The following is a 15,037-nucleotide window of genomic DNA, read 5'->3' as shown; positions in this document are numbered from 1 at the left end:
GTGACTCCGGCGGTGCTGGCCGTGCTGGCGGTGGCGGGCGCGGTCCTGCTGCTGGGCGCGGGCTGGGCGGCGGGCCGCTGGCATGCCCGCCACGGGGAGCGGGCTGCCGGGATGGACCTGGGGACCCCGGTGGAGCGGGCCACGTTCCACACCCTGCACACGGCTTCGCTGGCCGCTCCCCCGCTGCGGGCCGGGCTGACCGAGGACGCCGCCCGCAAGGCGGCGCGGCGGCTGCGGTCTCTGCTGGGCACGGACGCGCTGTGCCTCACCGACCGGGAGTCGGTGCTGGCCTGGGACGGCCCGGGCGCGGACCACCACCAGCGCCGCGCGATGGTCCGGGTGGCGGTGATGCTGGCGTCGGGGCGCAGCCAGAGCGTGCGGACCGAGTGCCAGCGGCCGGACTGTCCGCTGAAGTGGGCGGTGGTGGCCCCGCTCACCGGTGAGGACGGGGTGCTGGGCGCGCTGGTGGCGTACGGGTCGCGGGAGTCGGCGGTGCTGGTGCGGGCCGCGACGGAAGTCGCGCGGTGGGTGTCCGTGCAGCTGGAGCTGTCCGAGCTGGACCGTTCGCGGACCCGGCTGATGGAGGCGGAGATCAAGGCGCTGCGGGCGCAGATCTCCCCGCACTTCATCTTCAACTCCCTTGCCGCGATCGCCTCGTTCGTGCGGACCGATCCGGAGCGGGCCCGGGAGCTGCTGCTGGAGTTCGCGGACTTCACCCGGTACTCCTTCCGGCGGCACGGCGACTTCACCACGCTCGCCGACGAGTTGCGCTCCATCCAGCAGTATCTGGCGCTGGCCGGGGCCCGGTTCGGCGACCGGCTGAAGGTGACCTTGCAGGTGGCGCCGGAGGTGCTGCCGGTGGCGCTGCCCTTCCTGTGCCTGCAGCCGCTGGTGGAGAACGCCGTCAAGCACGGGCTGGAGGACTCCACGCAGGAGTGCCGGATCACGATCACGGCGCAGGACGCGGGCGCGGAGGCGGTGATCACGGTGGAGGACAACGGGGTCGGGATGGATCCGGCCCTGCTGCGCCGGATCCTGGCCGGGGAGCGCGGCGGTTCCTCCGGGATCGGGCTGCCCAATGTCGACGAGCGGATCCGGCAGGTGTACGGGGACGAGTACGGCCCGGTGATGGAGACGGGCGTCGGGGCCGGCATGAAGATCACCGTCCGCATCCCCAAATACCGTGCGGGCGTACACAGTTCACCGACGGCCGTGGCCCCGGCCGACCGCGAGGGGTCGGGCGGGGCCACGGGACGCGGGATTTAGCTCCGGGGATTCAGTTCCAGCTGGCGTGCAGCGGCTTGCCCTCGGCGTAGCCGGCGGCGGACTGGATGCCGACCACGGCCTTCTCCTCGAACTCCGCGAGGGAGCCGGCACCGGCGTAGGTGCACGAGGAGCGGACGCCCGCGATGATCGAGTCGATCAGGTCCTCGACGCCCGGGCGGGCCGGGTCGAGGAACATGCGCGAGGTGGAGATGCCCTCCTCGAACAGGCCCTTGCGGGCACGGTCGTAGGCCGACTCCTCGCTCGTGCGGTTCTGCACCGCGCGGGCGGAGGCCATGCCGAAGGACTCCTTGTAGAGGCGGCCGTCGGCGGACTGCTGGAGGTCGCCCGGGGACTCGTACGTACCGGCGAACCAGGAGCCGATCATCACGTTGGACGCGCCGGCGGCCAGCGCCATCGCCACGTCGCGCGGGTGACGGACGCCGCCGTCGGCCCACACGTGCTTGCCGTACTTCTTGGCCTCGGCCGCGCACTCCAGCACCGCGGAGAACTGCGGGCGGCCCACGCCGGTCATCATGCGGGTGGTGCACATGGCGCCGGGGCCCACACCGACCTTGATGATGTCCGCGCCGGCGTCGATGAGGTCCTTGACGCCCTCGGCGGCGACGATGTTGCCCGCCACGATCGGGACCTGCGGGTCCAGGGCGCGGATGGCCTTGATCGCGTTGATCATCGACTCCTGGTGGCCGTGCGCCGTGTCGATGACGATCGTGTCGACGCCCGCGTCGAGCAGCTGCTTGGCCTTGGCCACGAAGTCGCCGTTGATGCCGACGGCGGCCGCGATGCGCAGCTTGCCGTCGGCGTCGGTGGCCGGGGTGTAGAGCGTCGCGCGCAGCGCGCCCTTGCGGGTGAGGATGCCGACGAGGCGGCCGTCCTTGTCGACGGCCGGGGCCAGCTTGCGGTGGCCGGCGTCGAGCTGGTTGAAGGCCTCGCGGGGGTCGATGTCGGCGTCGATGAGCAGCAGCTCCTTCGACATGACCTCGGAGAGCTGGGTGAAGCGGTCGACGCCGGTCAGGTCGTGTTCGGTGACGACGCCGACCGGGCGGCCCTCGCCGTCGACGACGACGCCGGCGCCGTGGGCGCGCTTGGGCAGCAGGGACAGCGCGTCCGCGACCGTCTGGGTGGGCGCCAGTGTGATCGGGGTGTCGAGCACGTGGTGGCGGGTCTTCACCCAGGAGATGACGTCGGTGACGATCTCGATGGGGATGTCCTGCGGGATGACGACGATGCCGCCGCGGCGGGCGACCGTCTCGGCCATCCGGCGGCCCGCGATCGCGGTCATGTTGGCCACGACGAGGGGAATGGTGGTGCCGGTTCCGTCGGGCGAGGACAGGTCGACACCCTGACGGGAACCGACCGCGGAGCGGCTCGGCACCATGAACACATCGTCGTACGTCAGGTCGTACGGCGGCTTCAGGTCATTGAGGAAACGCACGTGCTGAACATCCCAGTCGATCGAAGGATCCGTCTACGCCCCGGCAGGACAGCCGAGGAAACGCACGTACTTCATTCTCCCACGACCTGGCGTTCACGCCGCCCGGGCTGATCGTCCAGGACACACCCGTCCGGGTGGTCGGTTCCTACGGGACCTTGGTCCCGGCCGGCCGGCCGGCTCCGGCGGTGGACCGGGCCGCGGCGGCGGGCCAGCGGGAGCACCGATCCGCCGTGCCGGACCGCCGTGAACTCGGCGGCGATGGCCAGGGCCGTCTCCTCCGGGGTGGCGCCGCCGAGGTCGAGACCGATGGGTGAGCGCAGCCGGGCGAGGTCCGCGTCGGTGACGCCCTGCGCGCGCAGCCGGTCCTCCCATGCGGCGTGGGTGCGCCGCGATCCCATGGCGCCCACGTAGCCCAGGGGCAGTCGCAGGGCCAGTTCCAGCAGCGGTACGTCGAATTTGGCGTCGTGGGTGAGGACGCAGACCGCGGTACGGGAGTCCAGGCGGCCCGCGGCCCATTGCGCGGCCAGGTGCCGGTGCGGCCAGTCGACGACGACCTCGTCGGCGTCGGGGAAGCGGGCCGGGGTCGCGAAGACGGGCCGGGCGTCGCACACGGTGACCCGGTGTCCGAGGAAGGCGCCGATCCGCGCGAGGGCCGCGGCGAAGTCGATGGCCCCGTAGACGAGGAGCCGGGGCGGCTCGGCGGCCGATTCGACGAACAGGGTCAGCGGCTGCCCGCAGAGCCCGTCGGCGGTGCCGAGCTCGGCGGTTCCGGTGCGCCCGGCCAGCAGCAGGGCCCGTACCTGCCGGGCGGCGGCGCGGTCCAGGTCGGGGCCGCCGGCGAGCCCGCCCTCGTAGGAGCCGTCGGCGTGGACGGCGAGGGCCCGGCCGAGCTGGGCCGGCGGGCCGGAGACCACCCGGGCGAGCGCGGCGCGGGCGCCGCCGGTGGCGGCGGCGAGCACCGAGCCGAGCACGGGGCGGACCGGGTCGAGCCCGCGCACCGGGGTGACCAGGACGTCGAGGGCTCCGCCGCAGGTCAGGCCCACGGCGAAGGCGTCGTCGGCGCTGTAGCCGAAGAGGTGCAGGCCGCCTTCGGCCCGAGGCGATGGCGTCCAGGCACAGCTCGTGCACGGCTCGCGCTGCGCACCACGCGCGTAGCTCGTCGGCTATGTCGAGCATCAGCGGATGAATTCGCGGCGCGGGGTCTGTCCGGGCAGGTGCGGGCGCGGCGGCAGTACGGCCGGGGTGGCCGGCCGGGGTGCGGGTGGCCGTGCCGTGGCGGCGGCCGAGCGGGTGGGGCCGGGGTATCCGTCGGGTAGCCGCGGGCGGGCGCCGAGCAGTTTCGCGGCGTGGGCCACGCTGGCGAGGGTGGCGTGGTGGTGCCAGCCGCGGAAGGAGCGGCCCTCGAAGTCCCGGATGCCCACGGGTTCGCAGGTCCCGGCGAAGTCGAGGGAGACGCGGTCGGTGAGTTTGGCGAGCAGGAAGAGCTGGGCGAGCGGCCGGTCGCCGATGTTGGTGATCCAGAACTCGGAGGGGAGCAGGGCGGCTTCGGTCCAGGCTCCGACCAGCAGCAGCGGGGTGTGCGGCGCGGGCGCGGGGCGGTCCTCGCAGGGGGTCGCGAAGATCGAGGCCGCGGTCAGCAGGGTCACGGCGCCCTCGGCCCGGCCGTGCCGGGTCCATTCGACGACGCGGCGCTGGGAGCGCAGGGAGTCGATGAGCTCGCGGGCGGGGGCGGTGTGCGGCCCGGGTTTGTGCCGGCCGGTGCCGCCGAAGGAGACGGGCAGGGAGCCGTCGACCTTGAAGACGAAGGGGATGTCCTGGAGGGTGAAGGACTCGATGCTCTGCGGCAGATCGCCGTTGGCGACCTCCATCACCACGGGCCGGCGCTGGAGTTGCCAGGTGGCGGCCATCCGCCGGACGGCGTGTACGGCGTCCTGGGCGGGGGTGAGGGAGCGTGCGGTGTCGGGGATGCCGGCGCGGCGGCGGCGCGGGAGTTCGCTGGTCCAGGGCCCGGGGAGGGTGAGGGTCCATTCGACCGGGAAGCTGGCTTCGCTGGAGGCGAGCCAGATGCCGCTCGCCTGCTGGCAGTTGGCGGTGCGGCCGAGCTGGGGGACGAACTGCCGGCCGACGCCGACGGAGCGGTCTCCGGCCTTCTCGACGACCATCGGCTGGAGCACCCAGGCCAGGGGGCGCTGTGCGGTGCGCTCGAGGTGCTGGGCGAGGGAGCGTCGGACGGGGGTCCAGTCCCAGGGGGACTTGCTGATGAACTGCTGGAGGCTCTGCTCGACGGAACTGGCCCCTGTTCCGGCGATGTTACGAATTGTTTTCTTCCCGGTGGTCCGCACCAGGCCGTTCAGATAAACGCGGGCCCAGTTTCGCTGGTCCCGCCGGGGTAAGGACTCGAAGAGAAGAGAGATCAGGACGTCGATCAATTCGGAGATTTCCTGCGTGGAATCCTCCGGCAGGACTACGCGAGCCATCTGGGCCTCCCCCGCGACCAGCTAGATCCAATACCCTACTTGACCGCGCAGAACGGCCGTAGGCCCCGGCGGCTAATTCCTGAGGTCGCTGGCAGATTCGAGCCGCGCTTCCTCTACCACGAGAGGGATGGGGATCTGGTTCGCCGCATAGTAGATCGCGATCAGGAAGTGGGCGACAAGAGTGAGCGGTGCGGAATAGAAGGCCAGCAGGACGGTGAGGGGGTAGGCGATGGCACCGAGACCGAAGCGCACCCGGGTGGCTCGTGCGCCTTCCTTGTCCACCTGTTCGTGGAAGAGGTGGCCGACCCGGGTGACGTACCACCAGAAGGCCAGGAAGGCCATGGCGTAGGCCACGGTGACGGCGCTGTAGAGGACCGCGGCCGCGTTGGCGGAGCCGCCCTCCTCCATGAGGTGTTCGGCGAGGACATTGGTGGTGTACGGGACCACCGATACCACCATCAGCACCAGGAGATTCAGGAACAACAAGGGGCGGTCGACCCTTTTGAGATGACTGAAGATGGTGTGGTGGTTCACCCACATCACGCCGATGATGAGGAAACTCACCACGTAGGCGGCGTAATGGGGCCACTGTTCCCGGACGCCGTGCCAGAACTCCGACCCGGTTTCTTCCGGAACCTTTAATTCCAGAACGAGGATCGTGATGATGACGGCGAATACACCGTCACTGAATGCCTCGATCCGCCCGGTTTCGTTTTCCATTGCCTCCCCTTTGCCGCTTCTTGAATATGAGCGGCCCGCGCACGCGCCGTGCCACACATACGGGGAGGGCGTTCCCCCGCCCCCCCCGCACACGCTACCCAGATTTCGGCCGTCAGCCGCCGAATCCCGCCGTCTGGCGCCAGATTCGGCCATCGCGGACGACAAGCGTCCCGAACGCGTGCTCCGGTTCCCCGTTCAAGTTCATGATCGCCCGGTAGAAGGTGGTGTCTTCGGTCTCGATGTACTCCTGGAGTTCCACGAGCGTGGGCTTCACGGTGAGATAGCCGGTGAACGTCTCGCGAACGGCTTCGATCCCCACCGACACCCCCTCGAAGCGCAGCAGCACCGCGTCGTCGGTGTAGTTCTTCATCACCGCCTCGATGTCCAGGGCGGCCAGCGCCTCCATCTGGCGGACGAACACCGGGTGCAGTTTCGAGATGTCGTACGTGGCCATGTCGACTCCGTTTCAATGGGGAGCGGCGCCCTCGATGGGCGCCGCCTCGAGTGCCGTGTCGGGTGTCGTCGCAGGTGAGGCGCAGGACCGGGCGCTGCCGGCGAAGGGCAGCCGGACGACCATCCGGGTCTCGCCGGGGCGCGAGCGGGCGGTGATCGACCCGTGGTGGCGCTGGGTCACGATGCGGTAGCTGAGGTGCAGCCCCAGGCCCGTCCCCTTGCCCACGTCCTTGGTGGTGTAGAAGGGTTCGAAGATCCTCGGGAGGGATTGCGCCGGGATGCCGCGGCCGGTGTCGGCGATCTCCACGACCATGCAGACGCCCTCGGCGCGGGCGCGCAGGGTCAGCACGCCGGAGCCCTCCATGGCTTCGGCCGCATTGTCGACCAGGTTGGTCCACACCTGGTTCAACTCGCTCGGATAGCCCGTCAGTTCGGGCAGGCCGGGCTCGTACTCACGCACGATACTGAGGCCGGCGAGCTTGGCACACAGTACGACCAGCGTGTTCTCCAGTCCCTCGGTCACCCGGAAGCGCTGTTCGGGCGCCCGGTCCAGGTTGGCGTAATCCCGGGTGGCGGAGACGAGTTGGGAGATCCTGGGACCCGCCGCCCGGAGCTCCGCCGCGAGCGAGCGGATCTCCAGCAGCGCCGCCAGGTGGTCCAGGACGCAGGCGAGGGCCGGCTCCCCCACGCCCTCGAGCCGCTCCAGCAGCCAGCCCAGCTCCAGTCCGAGGTCGGCGACCCCGGAGCCGAGCAGGCCGGGCCGTTCGGTACCCGTCTCCTCGGCCCAGTCGGCGATCTCCTCCTCGGCGTCGGCCTGGGCGAACGGATCGGTGGTCGCCGGCGGCGGCAGCTTGTCCAGTTCGTCGGTGAGCCGGTCGAGCACGGCGCGCTCGGCCCCCGAGGCGGCCGCGCCCCAGGCCTGGGCGGTACGGGTGAGCCGGTCCAGGGCGGGGGCCAGTTCCTGCGCCGCCCGGGCCACGGCCGCCGCCGGGTTGTTCAGCTCGTGGGCGAGCCCGGCGGCCAGGGTGCCGAGGGCCTCCACGGTGGCCCGCTTGCGGGCCTGCACCTCGGAGGACTTGATGCGCCAGGCCAGGACGGGGATCAGTACGGCGGCCACCCCGTGGCAGCGGGTCAGCATCTCGAAGAAGACCGGCTTCGGGTAGGCGACGACGGTGGTCGACGGGCCGCTGGCGGCCGCGGTGGCCACGTAGGAGCCGTCGGTCAGCAGGGGCAGTTCGCCGGTGAACCGGTGGGCGGCGGACGGCTTGCCGTCGTGCTCCTCGGCTGCGGCGCTCTCCTCCTCGGTGGAGTGCCGGGTGAGGACCTCCTCCCGGCCGTCGACGACCTTGGTGACGACGAGCCCGCCGGAGAGCAGGACGTGGAATCCGCCCGCCTCCTCACCGTCCCGGAAGAGGACGTCGCCGTCGGCGAGGACCCGGGGCTCCGACACGGAGAAGCGAGCTCCCGGCCGAGTGGAGCCTCGAGCGCGCCCCGTACCCCCTGGAGACGAGCGTCCCCGGCGTCTTCGCGGCGGGCGACGTCCGCGCCCACTCGGTGAAGCGGGTCGCCTCGGGTGTCGGCGAGGGCGCGATGGCCGTCTCGCTGATCCACCGCTACCGCTCGATGGGCTGAGAGCGAACGCCGCGAGCCTTGCGATCAAGGCACCCACGGATGCAACGTTGATTACATGATTACAGCCGAACAGAGCGAACAGCTCCGCGCGTGGTTCGCCGAGCGCCTGCCGGTCGACGTCTACGAGTCCCTCGACTCGGTCACCGCCGACCGCGAGGAGATCACGGTCGTCGGCGTCATACCGGCGACCGAATCGGTCAAGGAGTTCCGCGAACGCACCCGCGAACAGCGCATCGAAGTGGCCCGCGAGGCCGAGTCCCTCTACCGCCGGAAGGTCGCCTGGGGCGTGCGCGTGGGTGAGGAGACGACGCTCTTCACCCACCTCGCCGTCCCGGTGATGACCCGCCTGCGCCAGTCCGAACGCCAGGTCCTCGACACCCTGGTCGCCGGCGGCGTGGCCCGCAGCCGGGCCGACGCCCTCGCCTGGTGCGTCCGCCTCGTCGGGCGCAACACGGACGAGTGGCTGACGGAGCTGCGCGACTCCCTGGACAAGGTCCGCCGGGTCCGCGCCCAGGGACCGGACGTCTCGGGGGACACCGACTCCAGGAAGTCCGCGTCCGAATGACGAATCCGCCCCACGGCGGCGCGTGATCGCGTAAGGCTGGCGACGACCTACACCCAGGGAGAGGCACGCACCCATGACCACCACCGTCGAATACATCCGCTACCGGATCGCATTGGACGACCAGCCGGCCTTCGAAGACGCGTACGCCCGGGCCGCCGAGTCCCTGGCCGCCTCGCCCGAGTGCATCGACTACGAACTGGCCCGCTGCGACGAGGAGAAGGAGCGCTACATCCTCCGGATCCGCTGGACCTCGATCGAGGACCACCTGGCCGGGTTCCGCAAGGGCGAGCACTTCCCGGCGTTCTTCAGCGCGATCCGTCCGTACGTGACGGCCATCGAGGAGATGCAGCACTACCTCGTGACGGGCGTCGCGGGCACGGGAAAGGCCGCCGGATAACGATGAGCACCACACCCACCATCTACGAGTGGATGGGCGGAGCGGAGGCGATGAACCGCCTCACGGACGCCTTCTACGCCCACGCCCTGCGGGACGAGATCCTCGCCCCGGTCTTCGCCGGCATGGACTCGGGACACCCGCAGCACGTCGCGGTCTGGCTGGCGGAGGTCTTCGGCGGCCCCTCGGAGTACACCGACCACCACGGCGGCCACCAGCACATGGCCACCAAGCACCTGGGCCGGGGAATCACCGAACAGCAGCGCCGCCGCTGGGTGGACCTGCTGATGGACACGGCCGACGAGGTCGGCCTCCCGACGGACCCCGAATTCCGCGGCGTGTTCGCCTACTACATCGAGTGGGGCACGCGCATGGCCCTGATCTACTCGGGCCCCAACCCGCCCCCGGTCGACGCGGCCAAGATCCCGATCTGGTCCTGGGGCCAAACCCCGCCGTGGATCCCGAAGACGGACTGACCGACAAGGCCCCGAACCCCCGCCCTCTCAGCCCCGCCGGCGCTTGAGGCGCTCTTTCAGCCCCGCCGATGTTTGAGGCGCTCTTTCAGCCCCGCCGACGTTTGAGGCGCTCTTTCAGCCCCGCCGGCGTTTGAGGCGCTCTTTCAGCCCCGCCGGCGTTTGAGGCGCGGGGCCCGGGGCCGAGCCCCGCTCTTCAGCCCCGCCGGCGTTTGAGGCGCGGGGTCCGGGGCGGGGCCCCGGCATCCGGCCCGGGCCCGGCGTCGGCCAGCAGCACCACCAGCTCCGGCGCGCCGCCACCCCGTGCCCGCCAGAAGTCGACCGCCTCCTCCAGCACCTCCACCAACGTCTCCCACTCGCCGGGCCGCGCGGCAGCGTACCCACGCCACGAGGTCACCGCGACCAGCCGCCCCGCGGCCCCCGGCAACCACGACAGATCCCGCATCGCATCGGCCAGCGCGTCCCAGTTCCCGCCGACCCACTCCGGCAGCCGCAAGGCGTCCCCGCAGCGCCGAAGAAGCTCCGCCTTGCCCCGTACGCCGTCCAGGTCCAGCCGTACGGTCGTCCAGCCGGCGGCATCGGCCGCCGCGAGCGCAGGGGCGAGCGGCTGCGGGTCCAGGCTCATCGGAGAACCGCCTTGAAGGTGTCGTAGTGGTCGTCCGTGTAGAAGAACTCCCCACCCTCGCCCGTCACGATCCGCCGGGCTCCGCGATCCCGCTCCCCCGGCGTCCGCACGGTGTACTCGTGGTAGTAGCCACGTTTCTGCTCGGGCAGGGCCTTCTCGAAGTTCCCGAAGACCGTGCCGTCCTGCCGGTAGGGGTACGGCCCGCCCTTGTCGATGAGCGCGAGCACGTCACGGGCCTGCTGCGGCAGCCCGTCGGCCCGTACGGTGGCCATCCCCTTCGCCCACCCGGGCACGGCGCCGGAACTCACGCCGCCACTCGCACTGGCGGCGGTAGGCGCGGGCGCGGGCTTCTGCCCGCCACAGCCCACCGCTCCGACCAGCGCGGCACAGAGGAACAGGGCCCCCAGCAAACGCAGCAACGATCGGGGCACGCTCCAAAAGATCATGCACCGATCGTGCCAAATATCCGATTCGCTCGCGAATCGCCCGATGACCTCAGAGAGCGGCCATCTTGGTGTACGGACTCAAGATTCGCTTCTGGACCGAACCGAAGTCGACGAGAACAGCGATCCCCTCCTCGATTCCGACGACACGGCCGAGACCGTGCTCATCGTGAGTAACCCGGTCGCCGACGTTGAACTGCCGGATGGGCTGTTCCACGGGCGCCTTGAACGGGCTGGACGGCAAATGGCGGCGAGGTACTGCTGACTTTGTCATTGGAACCAGTATGCGCCCCGGAGGCCGCCGCGCGGTCCGCCGTTCGGATCTCAATTCCAGCACCATCCGCACCGGCGGCGACAGTCAGAGGCCGCCGGAGCCCGTCTTGCCCGGTCAGGCCGCGTCAGTCGTCCGGGTCGGCCCGGTCCAGGGCCGGCCGCAGGCCCGGGGCCGACTCGGTGAGCAGGTAGTCGGCTACCGCCGTGTCGGTGACGAGGCTGGTCACCAGCCCCGACCTCAGCACGGCGCCGATCGCGGAGGCCTTCCGCAGCCCGCCCGCGATCGCCACGACCTCGGGGATACGCCGCAGCCGGTCCGCCTCGACCGTGATGCACCGCTCGCCGAGGTCCCGGCCCACCCGCCGGCCCTCCGCGTCGAAGAGGTGGGCCGACATCTCGGCCGCGACACCCAGCGAGGCGTAGTGGGCCCGCTCCTCGTCGGTCAGCATGTCGTGGACGGTCGAGATGCCCGGCTCCCACGAGCCGATGGAGACGGCCGCGACCGTCACCTTGTCGAAGTACTCGAAGGCGCGTGCGATCCCCGTCTGGCTGCGCAGCGCGGCCGCGGTCGCCGGATCGGGCAGCAGCATCGGCGCGTAGATCGGGTGCGCGTCGCCTCCCGAGACCTGGGCGGCCCGGCGGACGGCCTCGACCGATCCGCGCTCGGCGGTCCCCGCGTCGTACACGCCGGTCAGCTGCACCACGGTGCACTGCGGCAGCCGGTGCAGGGAGGCGGCCATGTGAATGGTCGACCGCCCCCACGCCAGGCCCAGTACGTCGCCCTCGTTGACCAGTTCGCCCAGCAGATCGGCGGCGACCGCGCCCAGGTTCTCCGGGTCGGGCGCGTCCTCGGTGGCGTCGGCGGGCGACTCCACGACGACGGCGTGCCGGAGCCCGTACCGGGCCCGGAGCGCGTCCGACCGCTCGGCGTCGAGTTCGGCCGGTACCCGGATCTCGATCCGTACGAGGTCACGCTCGAGGGCGGTCTCCAGGACCCGGGCCACCTTGAAGCGGCTCACGCCGAACTCCTCGGCGATCTGGATCTTGGACTTGCCCTCCAGGTAGAAGCGGCGCGCCATGGCCGCCGCCTGCACCAGCTCCGCGGGTCCCATCCGCAGGGCTGACCGTCCCGCCGACATTGCAGACACCGCGTTCTCCTCACTGCTGTTCACACTCTCGTGTTCACACTCTCGACTCGCCGTTCATCCTGTCAGATCCGACGGCCGTTGATCAGCCTGGACAGCTCCCGTTCACCGAGCTGTTCACCAACGCTTGGCTCAGTGGTCGCAAGCCCACGGCGCCGCCGCGATCGCCGCGCCCGCCTGATCACGCAGCGTGCGGACGGCGGCCGCCGGATCGACCGCCCCGTAGACCGCGCTGCCCGCCACGAAAACGTCCGCGCCGGCCTCGGCACAGCGTTCGATGGTCGAGGCCGAGACCCCGCCGTCGACCTGGAGCCACAGCTCCAGGCCGTGCTTGGCGATCAGCTCCCGGGTACGGCGGATCTTCGGAAGCATGATGTCGAGAAAGGGCTGGCCGCCGAAGCCCGGCTCGACCGTCATGATCAACAGCATGTCGAGCTCGGGGAGGAGGTCCTCGTACTGCTCGATCGGCGTGGCCGGCTTGAGCGCCATCGAGGCGCGCGCGCCCTTGGCCCTGATCTCCCGCGCGAGCCGCACGGGCGCGGCGGCGGCCTCGGCGTGGAAGGTGACCGAGCCCGCACCGGCCTCCACGTACTGCGGGGCCCAGCGGTCCGGGTTCTCGATCATCAGGTGAAGGTCCAGCGGGATGTCCGTGGCCCTGCTCAGGGACTCCACGATCGGCATGCCGAGGGTGAGATTCGGGACGAAGTGGTTGTCCATGACGTCGACATGCAGCCAGTCGGCCCCCTCGACGGCCTTCGCCTCCTCGGCGAGTCGGGCGAAGTCGGCGGACAGGATGCTGGGATAAATCTGAGCGGCCATGCCCCCAAGCCTGCCATGCCTGGGGCCGGTTCCGGCCACGACCCCGGAAGTCAGGATCCGCGCAGCAATCCTTAACCGACTACGAAGGACATTTAACTGGCTCTTACAGATCGCCTTCGGTGCGGTTCTGTCCATGACACCCTCCCCGCGCCGACGCCCGGAGCGCCGCCCCCGGACGGTCCGGACGACGCGCACACGCCCCGGGAACACCCACCGCCCCTCCGCCACCCGCCACCCGCTCCCCCTGGCGCAATCATGTGCAGCGGGACGACGGCCTGAGGGCCGGGATCGGAGGCGCAGGGATGGCTCCGCGAGCGCGAGCCGCCCGGGCGGGGGCAAGGCGCGGGGGCGACTTCGCGAGGCGAAAGCCACCCGCCCAGGAGCAGAAGGCGCGGGGATGCCTCGCGGGGTCGGAAGCCGCCGGGACGGAGCCGGAAGGCGCGGCGGCGGTGTGTGGGCGGGGTCCGTGTTGAGCGGCATCTGGGATGTTCTGGGGGTTTCCCGTCAGTCCCATCGTCTCTCCGTGTCGTGCCGGCCCGTCAAGGGCGCTCCTCCTCGTTCCTCGTCGTCGCGTCGCTACGCGATGTCGCTGCGCTCCACCCTTGACCGACCGTCCCGCCCCGGAAAGTCGAAGACTGTCGGGAAGCCCCCAAAAGAACGAGCCGGGCGGAGCCTTGGGGGACGGGGCGGTCGGAGCTGCCCGACCCGGCCGGGCGCAAGGGGCACCTCCGACAGACGGGGCCCATCCAGACCGGAGCCCGCGTCGGTGAGCGCGTCCAATCGCTACGCGCTCCTCACCTCTCAGCGTCCGACGACCGTCTTGGGCTGGACACAGGCCGCCCACGACCTCGGTCCGGTGCTCGCTATGCGTCCGACGACCGTCTGCGGCTGGGCGCAAGCCGCCCACGACCGCGGTTCGGCGCTCGACATGCGTCCGGCGACCGTCTTGGGCTGGGCATAAGCCGCCCACGACCGCGGTTCGGCGCTCGCCATGCGTCCGGCGACCGTCTTGGGCTGGGCGCAGGCCGCCAGCCCCCTCGGGTGCTCCTCATGGGAGGCGTCTGACGGCTGTCGGGGGGTGGAGGAGCGTCTGACGGCGGTTATGTCGAGGTGAGCTCGGGTCAGCGAGTGCGGGCGGCTCAGAAGGCTGACCGTTTGACCCAATTGCCCTTGTTTATGCGTAAGTTTGTGGTGCCGTCCTCACGCTGACCCGCCCCCACCTCGGCTGAGGCGAGGAATCAGCCGACCATCCCTCTCACCGGCCCCTGACGGCGGCCGGTCGCAGTCAAAGAGGGAGTGCTGGGGCTATGGGCGGCCTATGTCCAGCCACAGACGGTCGTCGGACGCTGAGACGTGGGGAGCGCGTAGCGATGTGGCGCGCCCCACCGACCCGGCCGATGTCGGCCATGGGCCCCGCCTGTCTGTCGTGCCCCTTGCGCCCGACCGGGTCGGGCATTTCCGACCGCCCCGTCCCTGAAAAGAAGCACCCGGCTCGTTCTTTTGGGGGCTTCCCGACAGTCTTCGACTTTCCGGGGCGGGACGGTCGGTCAAGGGTGGAGCGCAGCGACATCGCGAAGCGACGCGACGAAGGAGCGCCCTTGAGGGACCGGCCCGAACCGGAGAGACGATGAGACTGACGGGAAACCCCCATACACATCCCTGATGCCGCTCAACACGCACACCGGCCCCCCGAAGCCCCCGCCGCACCTTCCCGCCCCCCGCCCCGCCCGTAAGCACCCCCTAGGCCGGAGGCGCCCCGCGCAGGTGCCTCAGCAGCCGTTCCAGCGCCGCCTCGCCCAGCCTGTCCTCGAAGTGCTCGCTGTCGGCGAGCCGCACCAACCCACGGGCCGCGTCCAGACGAGGGGCCTCGGTTCCCTTCTCCCCCGCCAGATCCCGCTCCGCGACAGCATGCGCGAGCTGCGCGAACGTGCTGCTCATGGAGTACTTCCGGTCGATCGAGAAGTCGTACCAGGGGGCCCTCTTGGGATCTACGGCGGCACGGATCACTGCCTCGTGTCCGGCCGCCTCGCCCCAGGTCGTCAGCGTCGCGCACGCCCGGAAGCGCTCGATCTCGGGCATGCCGGGATCGTTGATCAACGCGACGAGGCCGGGAACGCCGTTCAGGCGACGGCGACTTTCGAACGCGTCGTAGATGACGTCGTCGATGTCGCCCGTCGGCCGGCCGTCGAAATCCGTTCCGCGCAGTTCACGATAGCCGTGCAGGGGCAGGCTCCTGATCTCACTGACTTCCTTGCCCACCGAGCCTCCGCCCACTAGCCGAGCGCCGCGTCTGTGACGT

The 15,037-nt window shown here is 70.9% G+C and carries 15 protein-coding genes and 1 pseudogene; 4 read left to right on the top strand and 12 right to left on the bottom strand.

Annotated elements, in window-relative coordinates; genetic code table 11:
• Positions 1-1,266 (top strand): sensor histidine kinase, encoded by a 1,266-nt coding sequence (locus ACGFZK_RS22285; RefSeq protein ID WP_393850684.1) that lies wholly within the window; start codon positions 1-3, stop codon positions 1,264-1,266.
• A gap of 10 nt (positions 1,267-1,276) precedes the next feature.
• On the opposite strand, the gene ACGFZK_RS22280 is transcribed toward ACGFZK_RS22285, so the two are convergent.
• The 6 genes and pseudogenes from ACGFZK_RS22280 to ACGFZK_RS22255 form a co-directional block, all read right to left on the bottom strand.
• Entirely contained in the window at positions 1,277-2,719 is a 1,443-nt protein-coding gene (locus tag ACGFZK_RS22280) for a GuaB1 family IMP dehydrogenase-related protein (RefSeq protein WP_393850612.1), read from the bottom strand.
• Between the two features lie 71 nt (positions 2,720-2,790).
• Positions 2,791-3,862: pseudogene (locus ACGFZK_RS22275) on the bottom strand (XdhC family protein); the annotation flags it as partial.
• A 32-nt stretch (positions 3,863-3,894) separates the two neighbouring features.
• Positions 3,895-5,196, bottom strand: coding sequence for an IS701 family transposase (locus tag ACGFZK_RS22270; RefSeq protein ID WP_393850611.1), 1,302 nt, complete (start codon positions 5,194-5,196; stop codon positions 3,895-3,897).
• A gap of 72 nt (positions 5,197-5,268) precedes the next feature.
• The gene (locus tag ACGFZK_RS22265; protein ID WP_393850610.1) at positions 5,269-5,916 is read right to left on the bottom strand and encodes a TMEM175 family protein; all 648 of its coding nucleotides are present in this window, start codon (positions 5,914-5,916) and stop codon (positions 5,269-5,271) included.
• Positions 5,917-6,028: 112 nt separating this feature from the next.
• Positions 6,029-6,370: a nuclear transport factor 2 family protein gene (locus ACGFZK_RS22260; RefSeq protein ID WP_393850609.1), complete on the bottom strand. Its 342-nt coding sequence runs from the start codon at positions 6,368-6,370 to the stop codon at positions 6,029-6,031.
• Between the two features lie 12 nt (positions 6,371-6,382).
• The gene (locus ACGFZK_RS22255; protein WP_393850608.1) at positions 6,383-7,819 is read right to left on the bottom strand and encodes an ATP-binding protein; all 1,437 of its coding nucleotides are present in this window, start codon (positions 7,817-7,819) and stop codon (positions 6,383-6,385) included.
• Between the two features lie 237 nt (positions 7,820-8,056).
• Between ACGFZK_RS22255 and ACGFZK_RS22250 the strand changes: the two genes are divergently transcribed.
• The 3 genes from ACGFZK_RS22250 (at position 8,057) to ACGFZK_RS22240 (ending at position 9,436) form a co-directional block, all read left to right on the top strand.
• Entirely contained in the window at positions 8,057-8,566 is a 510-nt protein-coding gene (locus ACGFZK_RS22250; RefSeq protein ID WP_393850607.1) for a hypothetical protein, read from the top strand.
• A 73-nt stretch (positions 8,567-8,639) separates the two neighbouring features.
• Positions 8,640-8,963: a putative quinol monooxygenase gene (locus ACGFZK_RS22245; protein ID WP_393850606.1), complete on the top strand. Its 324-nt coding sequence runs from the start codon at positions 8,640-8,642 to the stop codon at positions 8,961-8,963.
• Between the two features lie 2 nt (positions 8,964-8,965).
• Positions 8,966-9,436, top strand: a complete 471-nt coding sequence (locus tag ACGFZK_RS22240; RefSeq protein ID WP_393850605.1) for a group II truncated hemoglobin — start codon at positions 8,966-8,968, stop codon at positions 9,434-9,436.
• A gap of 193 nt (positions 9,437-9,629) precedes the next feature.
• Here the strand turns inward: ACGFZK_RS22240 and ACGFZK_RS22235 are convergent, their stop codons facing one another.
• From ACGFZK_RS22235 to ACGFZK_RS22210, 6 genes are all read right to left on the bottom strand, one after another.
• On the bottom strand, positions 9,630-10,058 hold the full coding sequence (locus ACGFZK_RS22235) for a barstar family protein (RefSeq protein ID WP_393850604.1): 429 nt from the start codon (positions 10,056-10,058) through the stop codon (positions 9,630-9,632).
• Entirely contained in the window at positions 10,055-10,504 is a 450-nt protein-coding gene (locus ACGFZK_RS22230) for a ribonuclease domain-containing protein (RefSeq protein WP_393850603.1), read from the bottom strand. The genes ACGFZK_RS22235 and ACGFZK_RS22230 overlap by 4 nt, the downstream gene beginning before the upstream one ends.
• Before the next feature lie 49 nt (positions 10,505-10,553).
• Positions 10,554-10,775, bottom strand: a complete 222-nt coding sequence (locus tag ACGFZK_RS22225; RefSeq protein ID WP_030012151.1) for a CarD family transcriptional regulator — start codon at positions 10,773-10,775, stop codon at positions 10,554-10,556.
• Positions 10,776-10,899: 124 nt separating this feature from the next.
• Positions 10,900-11,913 carry a sugar-binding transcriptional regulator gene (locus ACGFZK_RS22220; protein ID WP_030388458.1) on the bottom strand — a complete coding sequence of 338 codons (1,014 nt, stop codon included), beginning with the start codon at positions 11,911-11,913 and terminating at the stop codon, positions 10,900-10,902.
• A gap of 138 nt (positions 11,914-12,051) precedes the next feature.
• Positions 12,052-12,738, bottom strand: coding sequence for a ribulose-phosphate 3-epimerase (gene rpe, locus ACGFZK_RS22215; protein ID WP_393850602.1), 687 nt, complete (start codon positions 12,736-12,738; stop codon positions 12,052-12,054).
• A gap of 1,740 nt (positions 12,739-14,478) precedes the next feature.
• Complete coding sequence (locus ACGFZK_RS22210; protein WP_393850601.1) at positions 14,479-14,997, bottom strand: hypothetical protein; 519 nt, start codon at positions 14,995-14,997, stop codon at positions 14,479-14,481.
• Between the last annotated feature and the right edge of the window lie 40 nt (positions 14,998-15,037).

This window comes from Streptomyces sp. NPDC048257 (assembly GCF_043201855.1).
Lineage (GTDB): Bacteria > Actinomycetota > Actinomycetes > Streptomycetales > Streptomycetaceae > Streptomyces.
Note: the sequence above shows the minus strand (reverse complement) of the source record. Positions and strands in the feature narration are given on the sequence as shown.

Bases quoted from the DNA above. Each gene is read 5' to 3' on its own strand.
- ACGFZK_RS22270 (WP_393850611.1), bottom strand. From the start codon at position 5,196: ATGGCTCGCGTAGTCCTGCCGGAGGATTCCACGCAGGAAATCTCCGAA.
- rpe (WP_393850602.1), bottom strand. From the start codon at position 12,738: ATGGCCGCTCAGATTTATCCCAGCATCCTGTCCGCCGACTTCGCCCGA.
- ACGFZK_RS22265 (WP_393850610.1), bottom strand. From the start codon at position 5,916: ATGGAAAACGAAACCGGGCGGATCGAGGCATTCAGTGACGGTGTATTC.
- ACGFZK_RS22220 (WP_030388458.1), bottom strand. From the start codon at position 11,913: ATGTCGGCGGGACGGTCAGCCCTGCGGATGGGACCCGCGGAGCTGGTG.
- ACGFZK_RS22245 (WP_393850606.1), top strand. From the start codon at position 8,640: ATGACCACCACCGTCGAATACATCCGCTACCGGATCGCATTGGACGAC.
- ACGFZK_RS22240 (WP_393850605.1), top strand. From the start codon at position 8,966: ATGAGCACCACACCCACCATCTACGAGTGGATGGGCGGAGCGGAGGCG.
- ACGFZK_RS22250 (WP_393850607.1), top strand. From the start codon at position 8,057: ATGATTACAGCCGAACAGAGCGAACAGCTCCGCGCGTGGTTCGCCGAG.
- ACGFZK_RS22225 (WP_030012151.1), bottom strand. From the start codon at position 10,775: ATGACAAAGTCAGCAGTACCTCGCCGCCATTTGCCGTCCAGCCCGTTC.
- ACGFZK_RS22230 (WP_393850603.1), bottom strand. From the start codon at position 10,504: ATGATCTTTTGGAGCGTGCCCCGATCGTTGCTGCGTTTGCTGGGGGCC.
- ACGFZK_RS22260 (WP_393850609.1), bottom strand. From the start codon at position 6,370: ATGGCCACGTACGACATCTCGAAACTGCACCCGGTGTTCGTCCGCCAG.
- ACGFZK_RS22235 (WP_393850604.1), bottom strand. From the start codon at position 10,058: ATGAGCCTGGACCCGCAGCCGCTCGCCCCTGCGCTCGCGGCGGCCGAT.